Genomic DNA, 24,412 nt, shown 5'->3' with positions numbered 1-24,412 from the left:
GCCGGCAGGGGCAGGCCGCGGGAGGACGGGGTGCGGGTCGCGGACCCGCCGGCTGAGGCTGGGGTGGCTCAGCGCTTCAAATTCGGTCGCGCGTGGTCTGGCGACGCAGGGCGGCGTGGGTGGCGAGGTAGGCGCGTGCCTGGTCCACATCCCGGGCGATTGCCTCGGTCAGGGCCGGCAGGCCATCGAAGCGGGCCTCGTCGCGCAGTTTGTGCAGCAGTTCCACGCGCACGAGTTTACCGTAGCCCCCATCGGCCCCCAGGGTGGCCGGCCAGTCCAGGCAATGGACCTCCAGCAGCACCCGGCCGGCGTCTTCCACCGTGGGCCGGACGCCCAGCGAGGCCACGCCCTCCAGCGGCTCGGCGCCCAGGCCATGGACCCGGACCACGAAGATGCCGCTGGCGGCCGGCTTGTCATGGGCAAAGCGCAGGTTCAGCGTGCGGAAGCCGTCGGCGGCGCCGGGCCGGCTTTCGGCCAGGCTGCGGCCCAGCTTGGCGCCGTGGACCACGTGCCCGGAGATCGAATAGGGCCGGCCGAGCAAGGCTGCCGCCTCTTCCATCCGACCTGCGCCCAGGGCCTCGCGCACGGCCGAGCTGGAGACTCGGAGGCCGTGGACCTCGTAGCTCATCATCCGCGCCACGTCGAAGCCCTTGAGCCTGCCGGCAGCATCCAGCGAGGCGTAGTCGCCCTGGCGCTTGGCGCCGAAGCGGAAGTCGTCGCCGACCAGCACATAGCGGGCGCCCAGGCCCTGCACCAGCACCTGCTCGATGAAGTCCGGCGCGCTCAGGCTGCACAGCCGCTCGTCGAAGCGCAGCACCACGACCTGGTCTATGCCGCAGCGTTCCAGCTCGCCCAGCTTGTCGCGGAGCAGGGCGATGCGGGCCGGCGCCATCTCGGGCTTGCCCAGGCGCAGGGCGAAGAAGTCGCGCGGATGCGGCTCGAAGCTGAGCACGCAGGAGGGCAGGCCGCGATGGCGGGCCTCGGAGCGGAGCAGGGCCAGCATGGCCTGGTGGCCGCGGTGCACCCCGTCGAAATTGCCTATGGTCAGCGCGCACTCGGGCGCGATGCCGGGGTGGTGGAAACCGCGGAAGACATGCATGGCGCGGATTATCTCCGCGCCCTGCAGCTCAGGCCGCCAGCTTCTCGGTGGCGCGGAGGTGGCGCGCCAGCAGGGCGGTCAGGGCCTCCTGCTCGAAGGGCTTGAGCAGGTAGTCGTCCATGCCGGCCGCCAGGCAGCGGTCGCGGTCGCCGTTGACGGCGCTGGCGGTCAGCGCGATCACCGGCAGGCGCGGCCGGCCCATTTCGGCTTCCAGCTGGCGCCAGCGCCGCGTGGTCTCCAGGCCGTCCAGGCCTTGCATCTGGCAGTCCATCAAGACGAGGTCCAGGGCCTGGTGCTGCAGCTTGTTCAGCGCCTGCAGTCCCGACTCGGCCTGCTCGACCTGCAGGCCGGCGGATTCCAGCATGGCCGAGGCGACCAGCAGGTTGACGGCGCTGTCGTCCACCACCAGCACGCGGCCGCGCAGCTGGGGCGCCGCATCGGCATCGCTGTTCGCAGCCTCCTCGGCCGCGCTGGCGACGCTGCGCAGCGGCAGGGTGAACTCGAACCGCGAGCCCTGACCCGGCGCCGAGCTGCAGCAGAGGTCGCCGCCCATGGCGCGGGCCAGCTCGCGCGAGATGGTCAGGCCCAGGCCGGCGCCCTCATGGCGACGCAGGCCGGCAGCCGCCTGTTCGAAGGGCGCGAAGATGCGCTCCATCTGGTCGGCCGGGATGCCTTCGCCGCTGTCCTGCACGGCGAAGCGGATCTGGTTGCCGGCGCGCATGTCCAGCATCGAATTCAGGCGTACGCTGACATGGCCGCGCTCGGTGAACTTGATCGCATTGCCTATCAGGTTGTGCAGCACCTGCTTGATGCGCGAGGCATCGCCCAGCACCTGGGCCGGCAGCCCCGGTGCGATCTGCAACTCGAAGCGAAGTCCCTTCTCGCGGGCGCTGTGGCCCAGCAGGGCGCAGACGTCGTTGGCGATCTCGGCCACATCGACCGGGCCGGCATCGACGGCCAGCTTGCCGGACTCGATGCGGGCCAGGTCCAGGATGTCGTTGACCAGGGCCAGCAGATGGCGGCCGGAGCGCCGCACGATCTCGACCTGTTCGCGCTGCTGCGGCTGCAGCTCGCCGCGCGACAGCAGCTGGGTCATGCCCAGGATGCCGTTCAGGGGCGTGCGGATCTCATGGCTCAGCATGGCGACGAAGCGGCTCTTGCTGGTGCTGGACTGTTCGGCCGATTCGAGCTGCTGCTGCCGCTGCTCGGCGGTGCGGGCGCTCTCGAAGCGCAGCCGGAGCAACTCGGAATGCCGGGCATGGCTGCGCCTGGCCTCGAATCCCAGCGTGGTCAGCACCAGCAGCAGGCCGGCGGCGATAAAGGCGCCCAGCGTCGTGCCCTGCATCAGCTGGTAGGCGGCCAGCGGCGCAAAGGCCAGGCTGGTGAACAAGACATTGGCACGCCAATGGCAGCCCAGCGAGACCAGGCCCACGCTGCCCAGGCCAACCACCGAGGCCAGCACGATGCCGTCCAGCTCGGGCAGGCTCGGCGTGTGGAACAGCCAGCCCATGGCGCCCCAGCTGATCGCATCCAGGCCCAGCAAGGTCAGGTAGCGGCATTCCCAGCGGGCCGATTCGGCGGGACCGGGGGCGGCGCGGCGGAAGCGCCAGGCGTCCATGGCACGCAGCGCAACCAGCAGGCTGCGCGCAATCATCCAGGGTCCGAGCACGGTGTGCGGAAGGTAGGACCAGAGCAAGCCGGTGACGACCAGGCTGAACAGCAGGCCCAGCGCCAACGGCGGCGCGGTCAGCGCATAAAGCGTGGCAATGCGTTCCGCGCGAACCTGCGCGCGGATGACGAGCCTGTCCTCGTCAGGGGTCCCTCGGCCCGTCTTGTTGGGGGCTTTCATGCATCTCTCTCTCGTCCCTCGATCCGGCGCGCCGTCTGTTGCGGCGGGTTCTCGGTCGTGGTTCCCGTTCAAGCTCCCAATGGCATGGGGCCGGATTGGGGCACAGAGTCCAGGCCTCCGTCCCTAGGACGAACCCCGAAAGCCTGACGACGGCCCTTCAAGCGTGGATTTGTGCCGGACTGGCTATCCAGCACCAGCCGCCCGGGGGCAGGTCGTCGGGAATGGTCAGGGCGCCGAAGCGGGGGCGGTGCAGGGTTTCTACCCGATTGCCGACGGCCGCTACCATGCGCTTCACCTGGTGGTACTTGCCCTCGATCAGGGTCAGCTGCAGCAGGTGTTCGTCCAGCCTCTCGGCGCCCTCGGCACGGGCCAGCTCGGGCTTGTGATGCGGCTTCGCATCGGGCTCGCGCAGCTCCACGCCTTGCAGCAGGCGCTTCACCTGCTCATCGCTCAGCGGATGCTTGCAGCGGGCCACGTAGACCTTGGGCACATGGTGCTTGGGGTTGGTCAGCTTGTGGATCAGGCTGCCGTCGTCGGTCAGCAGCAGCAGGCCGGTTGTGTCTTCGTCCAGACGCCCGACCGGCTGCACGCCGCGCTCGCGCAGCGGCCCCGGCAGCAGGCTCATCACGCTGGGGTGGTGCTTGGGCTTTTGCGAGCACTCGTAGCCGGCCGGCTTGTTCAAGAGGATCAGGGCCTTCTCGTAGTAGGGCCAGGTCTTGCCGCTGACTTCGAAGACCAGGCCCTGGGGCTCGTAGTCGGCGTCCGGGTCGTCGATGACCTCGCCGTTGACCTGGACCTCGCCATGCTGGATCAGGCCGCTGCAGAGCCGGCGGGTGCCGAAGCCTTGCGAGAAAAGAATCTGGGATAGACGCATCGCGCGATTATCGAAGCTCCGACAGGGCCGGAATGCCGGGCAGGCCGGTGGCGCAGCGCACTGCGTGCAGCACGGCCTGGGCCGTGACCTCGGCGGCCAGCGCGCCGAGCCAACCGAGCTCGGCAGTGCGGCCGGCACCGCCGGTGGCCAGCGCAAACATCACGTCGCCGTCGCTGGGGGTGTGGACCGGGTTGATGCTGCGGGCCAGGCCGTCGTGCGACATCTGGGCCAGCTTGCAGGCCTGGGCCTTGTCGAGCTGGGCGTCAGTGGCGACAACGCCAATCGTCGTATTCGCCGCAGCCAGCAGCGATGCCGGTTTGCGGCCGGCCAGCAGGTCCTGCAGCGCACCGACCGGATGGCCGTCCGCGCCGCGCGTGCCAGCCAGCACCTGGCCGGTGGACGGATCGATCACGTCGCCCAGGGCATTGACGGCCACCAGCGCTGCAACGGTGATGCCGTCCAAGCACAGCGAGGCCGTGCCTATGCCGCCCTTCATCGCATGCTGGGCACCGAACAGCTTGCCCAGCGTGGCGCCACTGCCTGCGCCGACCGAGCCCATGACGGCATCGGCACCGGCAGCCTCGCAGGCGGCGTAGCCGGCCGCCGCATCGGGGCAGATCGACGGATCTCCCAGTCCCAGGTCGAACAGCACGGCGGCCGGGACTATGGGCACGCAGGCTGCACCGACCTTGAGCCCGTGGCCGCGTTCGCGCAGCCAGCGCATCACGCCGCCGGCTGCATCCAGGCCGAAGGCGCTGCCGCCCGACAGCAGCACGGCATGAACTTGCTGGACCGTGTTCTCCGGGCGCAGCAGATCAGTCTCGCGGGTGCCGGGAGCGGCGCCGCGCACATCGACACCGGCAACCGCGCCCTGCTCACACAGGACGACGGTACAGCCGGTGGGTCGGCGCGCATCGCTGAAGTGGCCGACGCGCAGGCCGGCCACGTCACCCAGGTGACCGGGCATCAGTGCTTGTGGGTGGCGGCCGGCTTGATGTCGCCGCAGTCGGACCCCAGCCATCGGGCCTCGCCGCTCATGCTCATGGCCTTGTCGCCGCGCTTGATGGCCAGCTTGCTGGTGTAGTGCTCGGGGCTGTCGAAGGTGAATTCACCGTCGCCTTCAGAGGCCGGGTCGGTGCAGACGAAATGGGTGCGCACGGTCTTGCCGTCGCGCTTGACCTCATGCTTGCAGCGGCCCTGGTCCTGCACCGGCATCTCGTGCTTCTCGGCCTGCTCCTTGCTGATGCAGGTCTTGATGCTGATGACGCCATTGGCCATGCCCATCTGCATGCCGCGCTGGCCCATCATCTTTTCCATCATCTGGCGCTGCTCGGCCGGCATATTGGCCATGGCCTTCTGGGCCTGTTCCATCTTGGCCTGCTGGGCCGGGTCGAGCTGGGGCTTCTGGCTCATTTCCCACAGGCCGGGCTTCATGCCCTGGGCCTGGACGGACAGGGCGGCACAGCCCAGCAGCACCAGGAGAAACGCTTGCTTGTTCGACACCATCGCTGGCTCCTCGAGAAGGGACCCGACGAGTGTAGGAGGCGCGCGGCCTCAGGCAAAGACGCCGGCCTGGTCCTGCATGCGGCTGCTGACCTCGGCCAGGTGGTGCAGGCCGTCGCCGAACTGCATTTCCATGGTCGTCAGTCGCTTGAAGTAGTGACTGCCGAGGTATTCGTCGGTCACGCCAATGCCGCCGTGCAGCTGCACGCATTGCTGGCCGACATAGCGGGCCGACTGGCTCAACTGAAGCTTGGCCTGCGACAGCGCGCGGCGCCGTGCGGCTGGCTCGTCGCCCAACTTGAGCGTGGCGAAGTAGCTCATGGACCGGGCCAGTTCCAGCTGCATCTTCACGTCGGCGATGCGATGGCGCAGGGCCTGGAAGCTGGCGATGGCCACGCCGAACTGTTTGCGGGTGTTCAGGTATTCCACCGTCACGGCCACCAGCTTCTCCATTGCGCCCACGCCTTCTGCGCAAAGGGCAGCGATGCCGATGTCCGCCGCCTGCTCCAGGACGGCGAGTCCCTGGCCGGGGCCGACCAGCTCCACGGCGGTCGCCTTGTCGAGGCTGAGCTCCGCGGCGCGCGAGCCGTCCTGCAGGCTGTAGCCGCGGGTGAGCACGCCTGGCTGGCCCTTCTGGACGAGGTAGATCGCGATGCCCTTGCCGGTCTCGGCCGGCACGATGAAGGCATCGGCCTGGTCGCCGCAGGGCACCAGGCTCTTGCTGCCGCTCAGGACGCCGCCTTCGGCTCGGGTTGAGCAACTGTCCAGGCGGTAGCGCTTGCCTCGCTCCTGATGGGCCAGCACGACCAGGGCCTCGCCACCCGCAATGCGCGGCAACCACTGGGCGCGGATGTCGGCACCGGCATGGCTGAGCACGGCAGGCGCGATCAGCGAGGCCTGGGCATAGGGCTCCATCACCAGGCCCCGGCCCAGCTCTTCCATCACCACCATGGCGTCGACCGGGCCAAAGCCCATGCCGCCATGCTCCTCGGGCACGGCCAGGGCCGTGAGGCCCAGACCGACCAGGCCGTCCCAGGCTTCACGCGAGAAGCCACCGACCTTGACGATGCCGCGGCGGTGCTCGAAGCCGTAGTCCTTGTCGACCCAGCGGCGCACCGCGTCGCGCAGCGATTCCTGGTCTTCGGTGAAATCGAAATCCATGTTCCTGTCTCCTCAGCCCAGCACCGTCTGGGCGACGATGTTTCGTTGCACTTCGTTCGAGCCGCCGTAGATCGTGGTCTTGCGGTAGTTGAAGTAATGGGCGGCCAGCGGCGCGCAATGGGCGGCGCCCACATAGTCACCCTGCCAGCCGGCTTCCATGGCCTCGTGGACGTAGGGCGTGGAGAAGGGGCCGCCGGCCAGCATCAGCAGCTCGGTGTAGCGCTGCTGGATCTCGCTGCCGCGGATCTTCAGCAGGCCGGCCACGTCCAGCGACTGCTTGCCCGACTTCTCGGCCGACAGCACGCGCAAGACCATCATCTCCAGGGCCACGATGTCGACCTCGAGCAGGGCGATCTGGTCGCGGAAGCGGCTGTCCTCGTAGACGCCCTCGGCCTTGGCCAGGCGCTTGAGCCGCTCCAGCTCGCGCTTGGCGCGGTTCACGTCGGCGATGTTGGTGCGCTCGTGGGCCAGCAAGTACTTGGCATAGGTCCAGCCCTTGTTCTCCTCGCCGACCAGGTTCTCGGCCGGTACCTCGACGTTGTCGAAGAACACCTCGTTCACCTCGTGCTCGCCGTCCAGCATGATGATGGGCCGCACGGTGACGCCCGGCGACTTCATGTCGATCAACAGGAAGCTGATGCCGGCCTGCGGCTTGACCGTCGGGTCGGTGCGCACCAGGCAGAAGATCCAGTCGCCGTATTGGCCGAGCGTGGTCCAGGTCTTCTGGCCGTTGACCAGGTACTTGTCGCCCTGGCGTTCCGCGCGGCATTTCACCGAGGCCAGGTCCGAGCCCGAGCCCGGCTCGCTGTAGCCCTGGCTCCACCAGACCTCGCCGCTCATGATGCCGGGCAGGTGGCGCTGCTGCTGCTCGGGGCTGCCGAAGGCCATGATGACCGGCGCCACCATCACCGGGCCGAAGGGCACGATGCGCGGCGCGCCGGCCAGGGCGCATTCCTCTTCGAACAGGTGGCGCTGCACGGCGTTCCAGCCCGGTCCGCCGAACTGCCTGGGCCAGGCCCAGCCGTGCAAGCCCTTGGCGCCCAGGATCTTGGCCCAGCGCTGCATATCGTCCTTGCTCAGGCGCAGGGCGTTGTGCACCTTGTGGCTGATGTCCTGCGGCAGATTGGCGGCCACCCATTGCCGGATCTCGGCCCGAAAGGCCAGTTCCTCGGCGGTGAAATTCAGGTCCATGACGGCGTCTCCAAAAGCTCGGCCCGCATTCGACGGCAGGCCCTGCGCGGGTTTTAGCACGACCGTTCGCATTTTCCTTGTCGCTGCCGGGACAAGCCAGGCATTGCCTACACTCGGCGGCCCCTGCGTCGACCGAGCCCGCCATGACAAGACCCGTTCCCGTCCTAGCCATCCATGGTGGCGCCGGCACACTGCTGCGCAGCAAGATGTCGGCCGAGCTGGAACTGCAGTACCGCGCCGAGCTGCGCAGCATCCTGCTGGCTGGCGAAGCCATGCTGGCTGGTGGCGCTGCGGCGCTGGACGTGGTCTGCGAGGCGGTTCGCAGGCTGGAGGAATGCCCGCTCTTCAACGCCGGCAAGGGCGCGGTCTACACGGCCGATGAGCGCCACGAGCTGGATGCCAGCGTGATGGAGGGCAGCACATTGCGCGCCGGCGCGGTTGCTGGTGTCAGCCGGGTCCGCAATCCGGTGCTCGCGGCACGGGCCGTGATGGACCAGGGCGAGCATCTGCTGTTCATCGGCGAGGCGGCCGAGCGCTATGTGGCCCATCTTGGGCTGGAGATGGTCGAGCCGGACTGGTTCGGTACGCCGCAGAGGTTGGCGCAGCTGCGCAAGGCCCAGGCCGATGCGCTGGGCGCGTTGCTCGACCACGATGGCCAGGCAGCCTCGGCCGCGCCCATCGACGAAGGAAAGAAATTCGGAACGGTAGGCGCCGTGGCACTGGATGCAGCCGGCCACCTGGCGGCCGCCACCTCGACCGGGGGCATGACCAACAAGCTGCCGGGTCGGGTCGGCGATTCACCGTTGATAGGTGCGGGCTGCTACGCCAGCGATGCGAGCTGTGCCGTGTCTTGCACCGGCACCGGCGAAGCCTTCATCCGAATCGCTGCGGCACGCGAGGTCGGAGCGCTGATGGAATACGCCGGCCTGTCCGTGGACGAAGCTGCCCGCCGGGTCGTCTTCGAGAAATTGGCACAAGTCGCAGGCAGCGGCGGCCTGATCGCGGTCAGCCGCGAAGGCGAGGTCAGCCTGCCCTTCAATACGGAGGGCATGTATCGCGGCCAGGTTCGCGTCGGTGCAGTGCCGCTGGTGGGAATTTACGGCGAGCTGGACTTGCAATGAAAAACGGCCCCGAGGGGCCGTCTTGTTGTTGTGCCGGGGTCAGACCGGCAATGTCGGGCTCAGCGAGCGGCGCGGCGGCTGCGGGCGATGCCGAACAGGGCCAGGCCAGCCAGGGCCAGGGTGCCGGGTTCCGGAACGCCGGGAGTCTTGCCGCCGATCGAAATCAGCTTGAAGGCGTCGACATTGGTGTCGCCGGTGTAGCCCGCCTTGACCGAATTCGCATTCGAGTTGTAGGCGCTGACAAACCACCAGGTCGACGAGCCGGTGCCCGACAGGTTGATGGTGTCTGTGCCCGGACCGGCCGGATTGTTGCCACCATTCTGGAGGTGGTTGACCAGCTTCCAGGAATTGGTGTTCAGCGAAGCGGCAGTTTCGTTGCCGAAAGTCGGCGAGTTGCCGACGCCGCCATCCCAACGATAGATCGAGATGTCTGCATCGTTGTAGCTGACGCCGCCGGTGTTGGCCGGATCGTCATTGCCGTCCCAGCCGATGACGATCTGCGACAGCGACATCGAGCCGGACAGCTGGATCAGGAAGCCTTCCAGGTTGCCGTAGTTGTCGGCAGCGTGCGGGCCGGTGTCACCCGAGACTTCGGTGCCGCTGACGATGCCGAAACCGTTCGACCCCCAGTTGTAGAGCTTGGTCTGGGCGAACTTGGAGCTGTTTGTATTGGCCCAGGCGCCGATGGTGGCCGTAATGCCGCCATTGGTGCAGCCGATGTTGCCGCTGGTGTAGCCGCTATTGGCCGGCACGCCAGTCGGGCTGCTGCAACCGCTGCCGGACAGGCTCCAGGTCGAATCTGCACTCGCGGGCGTCGCACAGAGCAGGCAGAACGAGCCAGCAACCAGGGCGGCAAGCTTGGGCAGCGTCTTCGTTTTCATAGGATCTCCGCGAAATGCATGGTTTTCGGGTATCTAGCAGCTTCTATGCCACCGGCAAAAACTCGTGTTGGAACAAGGGTCTAGCCGAATGATGCCGTGAATATGGAACGCAATGTAAACAATACCGACAAGTCGGACCACCCTCATTTAAGGGTGGCTGCCAATTCCTTGGCCTGGTTGGCACTTTCGAAGCTTTGGCGACTGGCATTGGCGAGTCTCAAGGCCGCCTCGACCTCGTCCTTGGCCTCGGCCTTGCGACCGGCCTGGGCCAGCACGGCTGCCAGGTGGTAGCGAATCTCCGGGTTGTTCGGGTCGCGGAGCCGTGCATCCCGCAGCAACTGCAGCGCCCGGTCACGCTTGCCCGCCAGGTGGTTGGCCCAACCGGCGGTGTCGATCAGGCTGGTTTGTCTTGGGGCCAAAGCCAGGGCCCGGTCGGCCAGCGCCAGGGCACCAGGGTCGCCCTGGCGCATCAGCACGTTGGCCAGGTTGTTGAGGGCCTCGACATCGTCAGGTCGTTGCTTGACCACGGATTCATAGCCTCGCCGAGCCGCCGCGAAGTTGCCGGCGCGGGCCTGCGAATCCGCAACCGCCTTGATGGCGACCACGTCGCTGGGGTGAGCCCGGATCCATCCGTCAGCCAATGCGAACGCCGGCTTGCTGTCGTCCTGGGTGACCAGCAAGCCAAACAGGCGCAAGAACGACGCGGTCGTCTTGTCGAGTTCGTGAGCCCTGCGCAGCGCCTCGACGGCGGCCTGCGTCTGCCCTCGCACCACGGCGGTGTCGGCCAGCAAGGCATGGCCGATGGCAAGCTTTGGATGCGAAGCGATGATCTGACGGGCCCGCTTCTCGGCCTTGGTCGAGTCTCCTTGGCGGAGCTCCACCACGGTCATCAGGCTCATGGCGGGCAGGTCGTCGGGCTGTGCACCCAGGGCCTTTTCCAGGCTGTAGGCGGCGCCGGGGAGGTCATTGGCCCGCAATTGCGCATCGGCGATGGAGACCAGGGTCACCGGCTCATAGCCGGCTCGGCGCGAGGCGGTGGTCAGCGTCGTACGGGCGCCGAGCGGGTCGTTGGTCGCCAATTGGGCCGCTGCATAGGCCTGCAGCGCCTCGACGTCTTCCGGCAGCTTGGCCAGCAGCTGCTTGGCGGCCTGCAGGGCGCTGGCGCCGTCACCGGATCGAAGATGCCAGGCGACCAGGGCGAAGTTCGGTCGGACCTCCCGCTGACTGGCAGCGTCGACGGCGCTGTTCAACCATTTCGGAACTTCATCGGTCTTGCCCCGGGCGTCTTCCAGGGCCGCCATCTCCAGCAGGGCGTCGACCAGACGCGGATACTCCTTCAGCAGGGCCGTCAGCTTCTTGTGGGCCGCATCGAAAGCCTTGCTGGTGATATCGACTCGCGCGAGGCCGAGCCGGGGCTCGACCATCTTGGGATCGAGCTTGGCCGCCTGCTCATAGGAGGCCTTGGCGCCGTTGAAGTCGCGCGCGGCCAATCTGGCCATGCCCTGGACGATCAGGGCGCTCGCGTTGTTCGGCTTGGCCTTGACGAGTGCGTCTGCCACCTTGAGTGCCTTGGGACCCTGGTTGCTCCGCATGTAGAGGTTGACCAGGGCCAAGCCAGCGAACACTTGGTTCGGATCGGTCTTGAATGCCTTTTCCAACTCGGTGATGGCATTGAGGCTCTGGCCTCCCTGCATCAGGCTAAGACCCAGGGCGGTGCGGAACTGCGGCGCGTCCTTGGCGTTCAGCGCTTCCTGCATCAAGGCGGTGGCCCGGCTATGACGTCCCTGGTTCAGGTGTGCCGAAGCCAGCATCAGCAGGGCCTGGCCATCGCCGGAATTGATCTTCAGGTAGCCTTCCAGCAGCTCGACGGCCCGTGGCACGTTGGGCTCGCGCAGGGCGATCTGGGCCAGCAGCTTGATCAGCGGGCTGTTGGGTTGCTGCTTGGCCGCGAATTCAAGGAAGGGCTTGGCCTTCTCGACTTCGTTGAGACCGTAGTGGGCCATGCCGTTGAGCAGCATGGCCTGGGTGCGATAGCGCAGGAACTCTATCGGCACCGGGTCCAGCAACTCCGTGATCGCCTTGAGAAAGGTCTTGGCCGCTGCCTTGTCACCCTTCTGCTCTGCGATCAGTGCCTTGAGGTAGCTGGCGCGCGGCTCATCGGGTGCCAGCGAGTCAAGCTCTTTCAGGTCGGCCTCGACATCGGCGATGCGGCCCAGATCCATCAGCACGCCGGCATGCGAGAGCCGTGCCTCAATGTGGCCGGCATCGAGCTTGAGAGCCTGGTCATAGCTGGCCAGCGCCGGCCGGACCTGACCCATCACGTGGAAAACCGTTCCCTTCTGATAGTGCGCATCGCCATTCGTCGGAGCCAGCTGAAGGGCGCGGTCTGCCGCGACCATGGCCTCGGTGAACTGCCGAGCCTTGATACGGACCGGCACCTCGGTGATCCAGCTCGACGCATCTCTCGGGTCTATCGCCCGCGCTTGCTCAATGGACCGCAGCGCGTTGCGGGTATCGCCCACGTCGGCATAGGCGCTCGCGCGGACCAGCAGCAAAGGCAGCTGGACATTGACGGGCAGGCCTTCGGGTGCCAGGCGCGGGTCGCCGAAGATCTGCAATTGTTTGCCTTGGGCGCTCAATGTCGTGGCCAGGTTGACAGCGATCTCGGCGCGATCGACACCGAGTCGCAGCGATTCCACCAGCTCGACCTCGGCCGCTGCCAGATCGCCTTGAGCGAGCAAGGCCTTGCCTAGCAGGACATGGACCTGGAGGATGGTCCGGTCAACCTGCAGGGCATTCTTGAGTTGGACCACGGCGCCCGCCATGTCCTTGCGCTCGTAGCGGCGCAGCGCGTCTTCGTAGAACTTGGAGGCTTTGGCGGTGTCTGCCGCCTGCGCCGGATGCGCTGCCAGCAGGGCCGCGATCAAGGGGATGGCGTGGTACAGCGTGGCAAAGCGGCGGGGAGACTCTCGTCGCATCGAGGCAGCCTTGTGTGGTGGCGATAGGGGCCCGATCGGGCGGGCTGCGTCAGTATCGCAGCACCAGGGTCATCACATCGTTCTCGCGCTTCATCTGAAAGCGGGTCAGGAAGCTGTTGCCCAGCAACACATGGCTCATCTGGCCGGGAATGACGATAGCTTCGACATTGCGCACCTCGACATCGCCAATTCGCAGCGAGTCGATCAGGGTCAGGTGGGCCGGCACCGTGCCGTTGGCCGTCTGGGTCAGGATGCGGCGGCCTTCGCGGTAGCGCAGGCCTATGCGGTCGGCTTCGGCCTGAGTGATGGACACCGAGGTGGCGCCGGTATCGACCAGGAACTGCGTGACATGGCCGTTGATCGTGCCTGCCGGCGTGAAATGGCCGCCGGGCCCGGAGGCCAGCACGATCATCTGTCGGTTGATCTCGGCGGAGGCCGGGCGGCCGATGCGGCCGGGCGTTGCGCCCAGCACCAGCACCTGGCGGCGGCCATCGACCTCGACCGTGGCCCGATCCTCGTTCAGCGCGGTCAGCTTGACGCCGTTGACCGTCTGCCCGACTTGCACCGTACGCGCTTCGCCGTCGATCATCAGCAGCGCCGCCTTGCTGCCCAGGCTGCCATTGAAGGCCACGGACTGGGCCGGGCAGGCCTGGCTCGCCAGCAGGGCGAGTATCAGGGCGGACCGGCGAAGCAGGGCGTTGGTGCGCATGGCAGGTGGGTCGCTATCAGTCGCGGAAGTTGTCGTAGCTCAGCGGCGTGTCTGCGAACTCTTTCTTCAGCAGGGCGATGGCGGCCTGCAGGTCGTCGCGGTTCTTGCCGGTGATGCGCACGGCATCGCCCTGGATGGAACCCTGGACCTTGAGCTTGCTGTTCTTGATCGCGCCGGTGATCTTCTTGGCCAGGTCGGATTCGATGCCGGCCTTGACATTGAAGACCTGCTTGACCTTGTCGCCGCCCATCTTCTCGATCTTGGCGTCCATGTCGAGGTAGGTGATGGCGACCTTGCGCTTGGTCAGCTTGTCGATCAGCACGGCCGTGATCTGCTCCAGCTGGAAATCGCTGTCGCCATGCAGCGAGATTTCCTTGTCCTTGAGTTCGATGCGGGCGCTGGTGCCCTTGAAATCGAAACGGGTGGCGAGTTCCTTGGCGCTGTTGTCCACGCCATTGCGGATCTCGACCATGTCGGGCTCGAGGACGGTGTCAAAACTGGGCATTGCTGTCTTTGTTCCGGGAGGAGGGGGAATTTGCCTGAAAATTCTGCCATGTCGACCCCTGCTGTGAACCCCCCGAATGGGCAGGCAATTGCCGTCGAATTCGACGTCAACCTCAAGCCCTACAACACTTTTGGCCTGCCGGCGACCGCCCGGCGCCTGGTGCGCATCCGCAGCGAGGCCGATGTGCGGCGGGTCGTGGACCACCCGGAACTGGGCCTGGCGCCCAAGTTCGTGCTGGGCGGCGGCAGCAATCTGGTGCTGACGCGCGACATGGAGCCGGTGGTCCTGAAGATGGAAATCCAGGGCGTCCGTTTGCGCGAGGAGCGCCCGGATGCCTGGATCCTGGAGGTCGGCGCCGGCGTGCCTTGGCATGAGGCCGTGGCCTGGAGCATCGAGCAGGGCTACCCGGGCCTTGAGAACCTGGCCCTGATTCCCGGCACCACCGGCGCGGCCCCGGTGCAGAACATAGGCGCCTACGGCATCGAGCTGAAAGACCGGTTGGAAGCGGTCGAGGTCGTCGACCTCGTGACCGGCCGCAAGGCCGTGCTGCCGGCCGAGGTCTGCAAGTTCGGCTACCGCGACTCGGTCTTCAAGCACACCGGCTTCGGCGGCCTGGCCGGCAAGAGCGTGATAACCAAGGTGCTGCTGCGCTGCCCCAAGCCCTGGGTGCCGGTGCTGGGCTACCTGGACCTGGAACGCAAGATGCAGGAGACCGGCATCTCCGCACCGGATGCCAGGCAGATCTTCGAGTGGGTCTGCGCCATCCGCCGTGCCAAGCTGCCCGATCCGGCCGTGATCGGAAACGCCGGCAGTTTCTTCAAGAACCCTGTGGTCAGCGAAGACCAGTGCCGCGACATCATCGGCCGCGATCCGCACATCGTCCATTACCCCATGCCCGACGGCACGGTGAAATTGGCCGCCGGCTGGCTGATCGACGCCTGCGGCTGGAAGGGCAAGAGCGTGGGCGGCGCCGCGGTCTACGAGAAACAGGCCCTGGTCCTGGTCAACAAGGGCGAGGCCCGCGGCGCCGAGGTGGTGACGCTGGCGCGGGCCATCCAGGAAAGCGTGTACGGCCGCTTCGGCATCCGGCTGGAGCCGGAGCCCGTCGTTGTTTGATCGGTTCGTCTAGTACTTCGCCGCTTGGCCAGGGGCCGGCGTGGCTTTCCTGATGAACTCACGCAGGTGTTCGTTCGAGCTGGCCAGGTCCTCCGAGCGCAGATACATCATGTGGCCGCTGCGGTAGCCCTTGAAGTCCATGCGGTCCTTCATGCGGCCGCTGGGATCCAGCTGCCACATCGTGTACTTGGCGTCGAAATAGGTGGTGGCACCGTCGTAGTAGCCCGACTGCACCAGCAGGCGCAGGTACGGGTTCTGCGCCATGGCCAGGCGCAGGTTCTCGCCGGTCTGGTCGTCGCTGTTGTCCCAGGGATGGACTGGGCCGAACAGGTTGTACTTCAGGTCGGTCTTGTACTTCAGCGTCTCACGCAGGTAGTGGTTGATCGCTGGCGTGAAAGAGTGCAGCCAGGAGGTGAGCTCGGCGTTGTAGTCGGGGCCGCTGCCGGCCTCGATGCGGTCGATGCCGAGGTAGCGCGAGTCCAGCCGGCCCACGGTCTGGCCGCGGGTGCGCAGCAGGTCTTTCCAGAAATAGGAGGGCGGCACGGCCAGGTTGTGCTGCAGCACCGTGGTCTCCGACAAGCCCGAATAGCGCGCGATCTTGGCGGCCATCGCTTTGCGCTGCTCTGGGTCGATGAAGCCGCCCTTGGCGAGTGCCGGGATGAACTCGTTCAGCGTGAAGGCCTCGACCTCGGCCAGCACCGGCATCAGGTCGCGCTGTTGCAGGTCGGCCGGCAGGACCTTGTGGTGCCAGGCGGTGGCCGCGTAGTAGGGCAGGCTGAGCGCGTCGCGCACGGGGCCTTCACGCTTGATGCCGAGGCCCGTGGGCGAGACCAGGATGACACCGTTCAGGTACATCCAGTGGCTGTTCTGCAGCTCCTTGGCAAGACCTGACACCCGGTTCGTGCCGTAGCTTTCGCCGATCAAATACTTGGGCGACTGCCAGCGTCCCTGGCGCGAGACGAAGGCACCCAGCCATTCGGCGAGATACGAGATGTCGGCGTTCACGCCGAAGAAGAACTTGCGGTCGGTCTTCGGGTCAAGGACGCGCGAGAAGCCGGTGTTGACCGGGTCGATGTAGAGGATGTCGGCCACATCGAGGATGGAATGCGGGTTGTCTTTGACCCCATAGGGCTGCAGCGGATAGCCCTCGGCGTCGATGTTCAGGACCTTGGGGCCGGTGTAGGCGATGTGCATCCACACCGAGGCCGAACCCGGGCCGCCGTTGAAGGACATGACCAGCGGCCGCAGGTCCTTGTTTGTGACGTCGGTGCGCTGGTAGTAGGTGTAGAACAGAGAGGCAACGAGCTTGCCGTCCTTGTCCCAGACCGGCTGGGTGCCGGCCGTGACCTTGTAGGGCACGGGCTTGCCCTTGATGGTGACTTGGCCCGTCGAGTGGACGGCGGATTCCGCCGCCACCTGGCGCTCCATAGCTGCGCTGGCTGGTCTTGCTCGCTCCGCTGGCGCCGAGGCGGTCGCCTCAGCGGGACGGGCCGCTTCCTGGGCCTGGACGCCGACCAGCCACAGGCTGGCCAGCAGGACTGCGGACAACTGGATCTTCTTCATCGCCCCTCCCTCGTCGGCCTTTGTGGCCGGGCGACGGCGATTCTGACCGCCGGCGAACCGGCGTGGGATCAGTCTTTGCCCTTGAGTTGCGGCAGGCTGTTGGCGCCGCCCGAGGTCAGCAGGCCGGCCTGGGTGTAGGTGCGCAGCTTGTCGCGGGTGTCGACGATGTCCAGGTTGCGCATGGTCAGCTGGCCGATGCGGTCCAGCGGCGAGAAGGGCGCATCCTCGACCTTTTCCATCGACAGCCGCTCGGGCTTGTAGGTCAGGTTGGGGCTCCTGGTGTCGAGCAGCGAGTAGTCGTTGCCGCGGCGCAGTTCCAGCGCGACTTCACCTGTGATGGCGCGCGCCACCCAGCGCTGGGCGGTTTCGCGCAGCATGATGGCCTGCGGGTCGAACCAGCGGCCCTGGTAGAGCAGGCGGCCCAGCTTCAGGCCGTTCATGCGGTACTGCTCGATCGTGTCTTCGTTGTGGATGCCGGTGACCAGGCGCTCGTAGGCGATGTGCAGGAGCGCCAGACCCGGGGCTTCATAGATGCCGCGGCTCTTGGCTTCGATGATGCGGTTCTCGATCTGGTCGCTCATGCCGAGGCCATGGCGGCCGCCGATGCGGTTGGCTTCCAGGATCAGGGCCACGGGGTCGCGGTACTCGACGCCGTTCAGCGCCACCGGCACGCCTTCCTCGAAGCGCACGGTGACCTCTTCGGCCTTGACGACCACGTCGTCCTTCCAGAAGGCCACGCCCATGATGGGGTTGACGATCTTGATGCCCGAGTTCAGGTGCTCCAGGTCCTTGGCCTCGTGCGTGGCGCCGAGCATGTTGGAGTCGGTCGAGTAGGCCTTCTCGGCCGACATCTTGTAGCCGAAGCCGGCCTTGTTCATGAAGGCCGACATCTCGGCGCGGCCGCCCAGCTCGTCGATGAAGAGTTGGTCCAGCCAGGGCTTGTAGATCTTGAGCGCCGGGTTGGTCAGCAGGCCGTAGCGGTAGAAGCGCTCGATGTCGTTGCCCTTGAAGGTCGAACCGTCGCCCCAGATGTTGACGTCGTCTTCCCTCATGGCCGCGACCAGCATGGTGCCGGTGACGGCACGGCCCAGCGGCGTGGTGTTGAAGTAGGTGATGCCGCCGGTGCTGATGTGGAAGGCGCCGGCCTGCAGGGCGGCAATGCCTTCATGGGCCAGCTGTGCGCGGCAGTCCACCAGCACGGCTTTCTCGGCACCGTACTGCATGGCCTTGCGCGGGATCTCGTCATAGTCCGGCTCGTCGGGCTGGCCCAGGTTGGCCGTGTAGGCGTAGGGCAGAGCGCCCTTCAGGCGCATCCAGTGCAGGGCGGCGCTGGTGTCGAGGCCGCCAGAGAAGGCGATGCCGACCTTCTGGCCGACGGGGAGGTGCTGAAGAATGGTGGACATGGCGGGCTAGGGGGAAGAGATCCGGCATTTTCTGTCAAAAACCGGGTGTAACCCTGGGGTCGCTTCTGTCCAGTCAGCGACAGGCGCACGATGGCGGGGGCGGCAAGAATGACCGAAAGCCCGGACAGCACGGAGACAAGCAATGAGCAGCACGAGTCCCCAGCGCTTGGCGCAGACCAGCCATTGGCCCAAGCGCCTGCCCCGCGAACTGGCCATTCCCGAGACCACGCTCTGGTTCAACCTGGAGGTGGCGGCAGCGCGCTATCCGCACAAGCCGGCCATCTACTACTGCGGCCAAAGCATCAGCTACGGGCAGTTGCGCGATGCCGCCCTGGCCTTGGCCGGCTGGATGCAGGCCCACGGCGTGGCCGAGGGCGACCGGGTGGCGCTCTATCTGCAGAACTGCCCTCAGTTCCTGATCGCCTTCTACGCGATCAACCGGGCCGATGCCGTGATGGTGCCGGTGAACCCCATGAACCGGGCCGAGGAGTTCGGCCACTACCTGAGCGACCCCGAGACCCGCCTGGTCATCTGCAGTGCCGACCTGGCCGGCATCGTGGCCGCCGCCAATTCGAAGCTGCCGGCAGAAAAGCAGGCGCGCCTGCTGGTGACCCGCTATGCCGACTGCCTGCCGCCAGGCGGCATCCCCGACGAACTGGGCCTGCCCGAACCGATGAAGCAATGGCTGCAGGCTGAGCATCCGCTGCCAGACGGCGCCGCGCGTTGGACGGATGCGCTGGCGGCCGGCTTGCGGCCGGGCGCGCAGACGCATGGCCCCGACGATCTGGCCTTGCTGCCCTACACCTCGGGCACGACCGGCCTGCCCAAGGGCTGCATGCACACCAACCGCACGCTGATGTCCAACTGCGTGGGCGGCGGCCTTTGGGGCTATGCCTCGGCGGAATCGGTCAGCCTGGCGGTCGTGCCCATGTTTCACATCACCGGCCTGCTCTATGGCGTGCTGGGGCCGATCTTCCTCGGCGCCACCGTGGTCGTGATGCCGCGCTGGGACCGCGAACTGGCCGGGCGGCTGATCTCGCTGCGCAAGGTCACGCACTGGACCTGCATTCCGACCATGATCATCGACCTGTTCGCCAGCCCCAACTACAAGAGCTTTGACCTGTCCAGCCTCAAGTACCTCAGCGGTGGTGGCGCCGCCATGCCCGCGGCCGTGGCCGAGCGGCTTCAGCAGGAGTTCGGCCTGAGTTTTGCCGAGGGCTATGGCCTGACCGAGACGGCTGCGCCCACCCATGGCAACCCGCCCGAGCGGGTCAAGCTGCAATGCCTGGGCATTGGCATCTACGGCGTCGACTCGCGGGTCATCGATCCGGTGACGCTGGAAGAGATGCCCGTGGGCGAGGTGGGCGAAATCGTCTCGCACGGACCCATGGTGTTCAAGGGCTACTGGCGCCAGCCGGCCGCGACCGAAGCGGCCTTCATCGAGATCGAGGGCAAGCAGTTCTTCCGCACCGGCGACCTGGGCCGCATGGACGAGGAGGGCTACTTCTTCATCACCGACCGGCTCAAGCGGATGATCAATGCCAGCGGCTACAAGGTCTGGCCCAGCGAAGTGGAGCTGCTGCTGTACAAGAACCCGGCCGTGCAGGAGGCCTGCATCATCTCGGCCAAGGACGAGTACCGCGGCGAGACGGTCAAAGCCGTGGTCGTCTTGCGGGCCGAGGCCAAGGGCAAGACCACGGCCGAGGACCTCATGGCCTGGTCACGCGAGCACATGGCGGCCTACAAGGTGCCGCGCATCGTCGAGTTCGTGGACAGCCTGCCCAAGAGCGGCGCCGGCAAGGTGCTGTGGCGGGTGCTGCAGGAACGCGAGCCGCGCTAGAAACCGGCGCCCGGCTGAGCCAGGTAATCCAGCTCCTCGACGGTGCTGGTCCGGCCGAGGATGGCATTGCGGTGCGGGAAGCGGCCGAAGCGCTGGATCACCTCACGGTGCTTGATTGCATAGTCGAACGCGCCCTGCAGCCGCAGGTCTTCGGCGGCGAGCTTGCGGAACTCGGCCACCGAGCGGTCTTGCAGCGCGAGGTCTTCGGCATGCTCCAGTGGCATCAGCGCGAACCAGCGTTGCAGCGTGCCCAGCTGGGCATACTGACCACCGTCCAGCAAGGCCAGGCTGGTTTTCAGCGCCAGGGCGTCGCCAGCAAACGAACGCGCCGTGCCGCGGAAGGCGTTGCGGGTCAGCTGGTCCAGCAGCAGGATGCGGGCGACGCTGCCCCAGGGCGTCTTGGCCCACAGCTCCAGCCCGCTCGACAGCGCGGCTTCGAGCTGGGCGCCAAAGCGCTGCCGGATCTGGTCGTCGAAGGCGGCGCTCTTGCGGAACCATTCGCCGCGGACCTGGCCATGCTCGGCACTGCCCAGCGCGCCAAACCAGAAGTTCAGCAACTGCTGCACCTCAACCGGCTCCGTCAGGCGCTGCCAGTCCGGATGCTTGCGCAGCCAGAGCGCCACGTAGCTGCAGCTGGCGATGACCTGGCGCTCCTGCTCGGCCGCCCAGAGCAGGCCATGCTCGACCATGCGGCCGGCCAGCCCGCGGCCGCGCAGCTCGGGCGCGGTCTCGGTGTGGTGGAACACCAGCTGGTCGCCGCTGCGCATCACGTCCAGTTCCAACGCATGGCCGTCCACCTCGGCGCTGAAGCCGCCGGTGCGCGGCCGGATGTCCAGTTCGTGCTGCTGCTCGTCGCCCATCAACGCCCCAGTTGCTGCCACAGATAGCTGTATTCCAGGGCCAGCAGGGTAGCCGATTGCTCGATGTCCGCGGCGCCGCCATGGCCGCCCTCGATGTTCTCGTAGTACAGCATCTTGTGGCCCTGGGCCTGCATCAGCGCCGCCATCTTGCGGGCGTGGCCGGGGTGGACTCGGTCGTCGCGGGTCGAGGTGGTGAACAGCACCTTGGGGTAGTGCTTGCCGGCCTGCAGGTTCTGGTAGGGGCTGTACTTGGAAATGAAGCGCCATTCGGCCGGATCGTCCGGGTTGCCGTACTCGGCCATCCAGGAGGCGCCGGCCAGCAGCTTGTGATAGCGGCGCATGTCCAGCAGCGGCACCTGGCAGACCACGGCATTGAACAGCTCGGGCCGCTGCACATAGGTGGCGCCGACCAGCAGGCCGCCGTTGCTGCCGCCCATGATGCCCAGGTGGCGCGGGCTGCTGATCCTGCGCTTGATCAGGTCCTCGGCCACGGCGATGAAGTCGTCGTAGCTGCGCTGCTTGTTGGCCTTGGTAGCGGCCTGGTGCCAGGTCGGGCCGAACTCGCCGCCGCCGCGGATATTGGCCATCACGTAGACGCCGCCACGGGCCAGCCAGGCCCGGCCCATGCCGCCGGAATAGCCCGGTTGCAGCGGGATCTCGAAACCGCCGTAGCCGTAGAGCAGGGTGGGGTTGTTGCCATCGGCCTTGGCGCCGGCCGGCCACAGCACGAAGTAGGGCACGCGGGTGCCGTCCTTGCTGCGCGCTTCAAGCTGCTCGGCTCGCATGCCCGTTGCATCGAACCGGGTCTTGCCAGACTTGAGCAGCTCGCGGCGGTCGTTGCCCGCCTGGGCGAGCGACAGCGTGCTGGGCGTCAGGAAATCGCTGTAGCTGATCAGATAGCGGTTGGCCAGCTCGTCGTCGGGCAGCTCGCTGTCATACAGGCTGGAGGTGCTCAGCGTGCCCGGGAAGGGCGCCTCGACCTTGCGGTGGACAGGCTTGGCGCCGGCGAAGTTCCACTCTTCCAGCCGGCTGGCGACCTTGTCGCTGATATTGAGCAGCAGGTGCTGGCTGGTCGTCGTGTAGCCGGCCAGCGAGCGGGTCTTGGTCGGGCCGAACAGCTGCTGGAACTTGCGGTCGCCTCGCAGAAAGGCTTTGGCATCGATGGCCAGCAGGCTGCCGGCCGGGTAAGTCTTGCCGCCCACGGTCCAGGCCTTTCGCGGGCTGAGCAGCAGGCGATCCTTCCAGAAGCTCGGGCTGACGTCGGTGGGCAGGTCCAGCCGCACCAGCTTGCCGTCCTGCAGCAGATGGGTCTCCTGGTTGTAGAAGTCCAGGCCGCGGCGAAGGATGACGCGCTCGTAGCCTGGCGTGTGGTCGACGCTAGCCGAGACCGAGACGTCTTGCGTCTTGCCTTCGAACACCAGCGCAGCGTCCTTCAGCGGCTGGCCGCGCTGCCAGCGCCGGACCTGGCGCGGATAGCCGGAGTCGGTCTGCGACCCGGGGCCGAAGTCGCTGCCTATGAACAGCGTGTCCTTGTCAATCCAGCCGACATCGGTCTTGGCTTCGGCAACGTAGAAGCCTCCTTGTTCTGGTGCTATGAAGCGCTTGTCGATCAGGTCGAACTCGCGCACCACGACGGCGTCCGCGCCGCCACGCGAAAGCATCAGCAGGCATTGGCGGTAGGCCGGCGCCAGGCAGGTCAGGCCGCCGAACACCCAGTTTTCCTTCTCGGTCCGGCCCAGCTCGTCCAGGTCCAGCACGGTCTCCCATTGGGGTTCGGCCTTGCGGTACTCGGCCAGGCTGGTGCGGCGCCACAGGCCGCGCGGGTTCTTGTCGTCCTGCCAGTGGTTGTAGAGCGAGGAACCGATGCGGTAGATCTGCGGGATGCGGTCCTTGGCCTTGAGCAGTTCCATCATCTGCCCGCGGATGGGCGCGTAGTCCGCACGGCTCTGCAGTTCTTTTAGGGTGACGGCATTGCGCTGGCGGACCCAGTCCAGGGCACGCTCGCCCTGCACGTCTTCCAGCCATTCGAACGGGTCGGTGGGCGCTTGCGGTTTGATGTCGGCCATGGCGAGGGAGGTGATGCTGACGAGACTGCTCAGTACCAGGGGCTTGATGAGGCGAGAGAGGCTGGCGGGCACTGGGATTCCAGAGGTCGGTGGCTATGGGCGGCAGTCTATGTCTTGGCCAGTGGAGTGCCCGATCACCTGAACGGAGGAGATGAAAACCCTGGCTGCTGACTTTTGACAGGGGCGGTGTGCGTCCCTAGCATCCGGCGCACCCAACGACCCATGGATGGAGGATTCGGAATGAACCGTGCATTTCTGATGGCCAGTGCCTTGCTGTTGTCGATGGCGGTGTCTCGGGCCGATGAGCCTGCTCAGACGCAGCGGTCTGCCGAAGAGTTGGCAATGCTCAAGAGCTTTTCGATCTCGTCGAATGCCAAGATCAGTTACAAGGACGCTCAGGGGAACGACTCCAGCTATTCCCAGTTGATGGCGCACATGAAGGCCGGCAAGTCGGTTGCCATCATGAAGAAGGACGGTGGCCGCACGTTCGAGTTCCGGATGAGCGACCAGACGGCCGAGATGGTCAAGAGCGAACTCGAGGGCCATGCCGCTTCATTCAAAGTCAAGCCGGGTCAGCTGCTGCCGGACTTCAAGCTGACAGGCCTCAATGGCGCGAGCTTTGACAAATCAGCGCTGACCGGCCGCTACAGTGTGATCAGCTTCTTCTTCGAAGCCTGCACGCCCTGCATTGCCGAAGTGCCTGCACTGAACAAGTTCCGCGAACTGCATCCGGAGCTCAATCTGCTGGCCGTGACCATTGACGACAAGTCGGCGGCCCAGCGCTATGTGGACCGGTACAAGCTGAACTGGCCGATCGCCATCGAAGGCAAGTCGTTCAACGAATCGATTGGCGTGAAGTCCTATCCCAGTTTTGCCGTGCTGGACCCCAAGGGCCGCCTGCTCGGCTACCGTGTGCTGGGCAAGGATCCGACCGCCGACGAAGCCGCCGGCCGCGCCGAGCATGGCGAGTTGGCAGCCTGGGTCAAGGAGCTGGTCGCCAAGAACGGCGGTTGAACCGGCGCAGTCCGCCAATCAGTCGTCGGCGCGACGCAGCGGCTGCGGGTGGATTTCCACCGAGGCGTTGGCCGTCGAGACATAGATGCTGCCGTCCTGGATGCTGATCTGCAGCTGCATGCTGCGCTCGGCCAGGGCGGCCAGGGCCTGCGACTGATCGGCCGGGATCTGCCAGACGCTCAGCTTGGGCGCGCGGGTCAGCTTGTTCTCGAGGCCGGCCCACCAGACCGGGGTGCTGGAAGCGAAGCTGATCACCGTGACCCTCTCGGAGCGGCCATGTGCCTTCATGATGCGGCGCTCATCGGGCTGGCCCAGGTCTATCCAGTGCACCACCTCGCCGGTCAGATCGAGCTGCCAGAGGTCCGGATCGTCAACGTCGGACAGACCCTTGGTGAATTCCAGGCGGCCGCGCAGATCGTCAGCCGGCAGGTGCAGCGCAAAGGCCAGCACGCGGATCATCATCCGCTCGTCGGTTTCGCTGGGATGGCGGGCGATGACCAGGCTGTGTTCGCCATAGACATGGCGGTCCATGTCGGAGATCTGCAGCTGGGCCTTGTAGATGGTGGCTTTGAGTGCCATGGATTTGGGAGCGGACTCGTCGGGGCCGGCATTATCTTCTGATACAGGAAGGGGCTCGGGTCGTGGCATGATTCAGCCCTTCATTTCCGGCCCGGCCGCT

20 protein-coding genes are annotated in these 24,412 nt (G+C 66.5%); 4 read left to right on the top strand and 16 right to left on the bottom strand.

Going from position 1 to position 24,412, the window contains the following annotated elements; all coding sequences use genetic code 11:
* Positions 1-76: 76 nt before the first annotated feature.
* From QT382_RS06000 to QT382_RS05970, 7 genes are all read right to left on the bottom strand, one after another.
* Complete coding sequence (locus QT382_RS06000; RefSeq protein WP_289253124.1) at positions 77-1,099, bottom strand: bifunctional riboflavin kinase/FAD synthetase; 1,023 nt, start codon at positions 1,097-1,099, stop codon at positions 77-79.
* 28 nt (positions 1,100-1,127) lie between these two features.
* Positions 1,128-2,948 carry an ATP-binding protein gene (locus QT382_RS05995; RefSeq protein WP_289253123.1) on the bottom strand — a complete coding sequence of 607 codons (1,821 nt, stop codon included), beginning with the start codon at positions 2,946-2,948 and terminating at the stop codon, positions 1,128-1,130.
* A gap of 157 nt (positions 2,949-3,105) precedes the next feature.
* Positions 3,106-3,822 (bottom strand): pseudouridine synthase, encoded by a 717-nt coding sequence (locus tag QT382_RS05990; RefSeq protein WP_289253122.1) that lies wholly within the window; start codon positions 3,820-3,822, stop codon positions 3,106-3,108.
* 7 nt (positions 3,823-3,829) lie between these two features.
* Positions 3,830-4,789: a P1 family peptidase gene (locus QT382_RS05985; protein WP_289253121.1), complete on the bottom strand. Its 960-nt coding sequence runs from the start codon at positions 4,787-4,789 to the stop codon at positions 3,830-3,832.
* A complete protein-coding gene (locus tag QT382_RS05980) occupies positions 4,789-5,328 on the bottom strand; it encodes a DUF3617 domain-containing protein (protein WP_289253120.1) in 540 nt (179 codons plus the stop codon). The genes QT382_RS05985 and QT382_RS05980 overlap by 1 nt, the downstream gene beginning before the upstream one ends.
* 48 nt (positions 5,329-5,376) lie before the next feature.
* Positions 5,377-6,486, bottom strand: a complete 1,110-nt coding sequence (locus QT382_RS05975; RefSeq protein WP_289253119.1) for an acyl-CoA dehydrogenase family protein — start codon at positions 6,484-6,486, stop codon at positions 5,377-5,379.
* A 12-nt stretch (positions 6,487-6,498) separates the two neighbouring features.
* Complete coding sequence (locus QT382_RS05970; protein WP_289253118.1) at positions 6,499-7,677, bottom strand: acyl-CoA dehydrogenase family protein; 1,179 nt, start codon at positions 7,675-7,677, stop codon at positions 6,499-6,501.
* A 143-nt stretch (positions 7,678-7,820) separates the two neighbouring features.
* On the opposite strand from QT382_RS05970, the gene QT382_RS05965 reads away from it, so the two are divergent.
* Positions 7,821-8,798 (top strand): isoaspartyl peptidase/L-asparaginase family protein, encoded by a 978-nt coding sequence (locus QT382_RS05965; RefSeq protein ID WP_289253117.1) that lies wholly within the window; start codon positions 7,821-7,823, stop codon positions 8,796-8,798.
* A 59-nt stretch (positions 8,799-8,857) separates the two neighbouring features.
* Here the strand turns inward: QT382_RS05965 and xdp1 are convergent, their stop codons facing one another.
* The 4 genes from xdp1 to QT382_RS05945 form a co-directional block, all read right to left on the bottom strand.
* Positions 8,858-9,679: an exosortase-dependent surface protein XDP1 gene (xdp1, locus tag QT382_RS05960; RefSeq protein WP_289253116.1), complete on the bottom strand. Its 822-nt coding sequence runs from the start codon at positions 9,677-9,679 to the stop codon at positions 8,858-8,860.
* A gap of 143 nt (positions 9,680-9,822) precedes the next feature.
* Positions 9,823-12,657 carry an XrtA/PEP-CTERM system TPR-repeat protein PrsT gene (gene prsT, locus QT382_RS05955; RefSeq protein WP_289253115.1) on the bottom strand — a complete coding sequence of 945 codons (2,835 nt, stop codon included), beginning with the start codon at positions 12,655-12,657 and terminating at the stop codon, positions 9,823-9,825.
* Between the two features lie 49 nt (positions 12,658-12,706).
* Positions 12,707-13,366: a retropepsin-like aspartic protease family protein gene (locus tag QT382_RS05950; RefSeq protein WP_289253114.1), complete on the bottom strand. Its 660-nt coding sequence runs from the start codon at positions 13,364-13,366 to the stop codon at positions 12,707-12,709.
* 16 nt (positions 13,367-13,382) lie between these two features.
* Positions 13,383-13,871 (bottom strand): YajQ family cyclic di-GMP-binding protein, encoded by a 489-nt coding sequence (locus QT382_RS05945; protein ID WP_289253113.1) that lies wholly within the window; start codon positions 13,869-13,871, stop codon positions 13,383-13,385.
* 87 nt (positions 13,872-13,958) lie between these two features.
* Here QT382_RS05945 and murB point away from each other — a divergent pair, with 87 nt between their 5' ends.
* Positions 13,959-14,987 (top strand): UDP-N-acetylmuramate dehydrogenase, encoded by a 1,029-nt coding sequence (gene murB, locus QT382_RS05940; protein WP_289254701.1) that lies wholly within the window; start codon positions 13,959-13,961, stop codon positions 14,985-14,987.
* 9 nt (positions 14,988-14,996) lie between these two features.
* On the opposite strand, the gene QT382_RS05935 is transcribed toward murB, so the two are convergent.
* The gene (locus tag QT382_RS05935) at positions 14,997-16,550 is read right to left on the bottom strand and encodes a S10 family peptidase (RefSeq protein WP_289253112.1); all 1,554 of its coding nucleotides are present in this window, start codon (positions 16,548-16,550) and stop codon (positions 14,997-14,999) included.
* A gap of 68 nt (positions 16,551-16,618) precedes the next feature.
* Positions 16,619-17,953 (bottom strand): argininosuccinate synthase, encoded by a 1,335-nt coding sequence (gene argG, locus QT382_RS05930; RefSeq protein WP_289253111.1) that lies wholly within the window; start codon positions 17,951-17,953, stop codon positions 16,619-16,621.
* A 142-nt stretch (positions 17,954-18,095) separates the two neighbouring features.
* Here argG and QT382_RS05925 point away from each other — a divergent pair, with 142 nt between their 5' ends.
* Positions 18,096-19,793 (top strand): long-chain fatty acid--CoA ligase, encoded by a 1,698-nt coding sequence (locus QT382_RS05925; RefSeq protein ID WP_289253110.1) that lies wholly within the window; start codon positions 18,096-18,098, stop codon positions 19,791-19,793.
* Here QT382_RS05925 and QT382_RS05920 read toward each other — a convergent pair.
* Positions 19,790-20,653 carry a DUF924 family protein gene (locus tag QT382_RS05920; protein ID WP_289253109.1) on the bottom strand — a complete coding sequence of 288 codons (864 nt, stop codon included), beginning with the start codon at positions 20,651-20,653 and terminating at the stop codon, positions 19,790-19,792. The genes QT382_RS05925 and QT382_RS05920 overlap by 4 nt on opposite strands.
* The gene (locus QT382_RS05915) at positions 20,653-22,719 is read right to left on the bottom strand and encodes a prolyl oligopeptidase family serine peptidase (protein WP_289253108.1); all 2,067 of its coding nucleotides are present in this window, start codon (positions 22,717-22,719) and stop codon (positions 20,653-20,655) included. Before QT382_RS05915 ends, QT382_RS05920 begins: the two co-directional genes overlap by 1 nt.
* Before the next feature lie 342 nt (positions 22,720-23,061).
* On the opposite strand from QT382_RS05915, the gene QT382_RS05910 reads away from it, so the two are divergent.
* A complete protein-coding gene (locus QT382_RS05910; RefSeq protein WP_289253107.1) occupies positions 23,062-23,733 on the top strand; it encodes a TlpA family protein disulfide reductase in 672 nt (223 codons plus the stop codon).
* A gap of 18 nt (positions 23,734-23,751) precedes the next feature.
* On the opposite strand, the gene QT382_RS05905 is transcribed toward QT382_RS05910, so the two are convergent.
* A complete protein-coding gene (locus tag QT382_RS05905; protein ID WP_289253106.1) occupies positions 23,752-24,312 on the bottom strand; it encodes a YaeQ family protein in 561 nt (186 codons plus the stop codon).
* Positions 24,313-24,412 lie beyond the last annotated feature (100 nt).

Origin of the sequence: Pelomonas sp. SE-A7, assembly GCF_030345705.1 — a bacterium.
In the GTDB taxonomy this organism is placed as follows: Bacteria; Pseudomonadota; Gammaproteobacteria; order Burkholderiales; family Burkholderiaceae_C; genus JAUASW01.
This window is presented reverse-complemented; position numbering and strand designations above follow the sequence as displayed.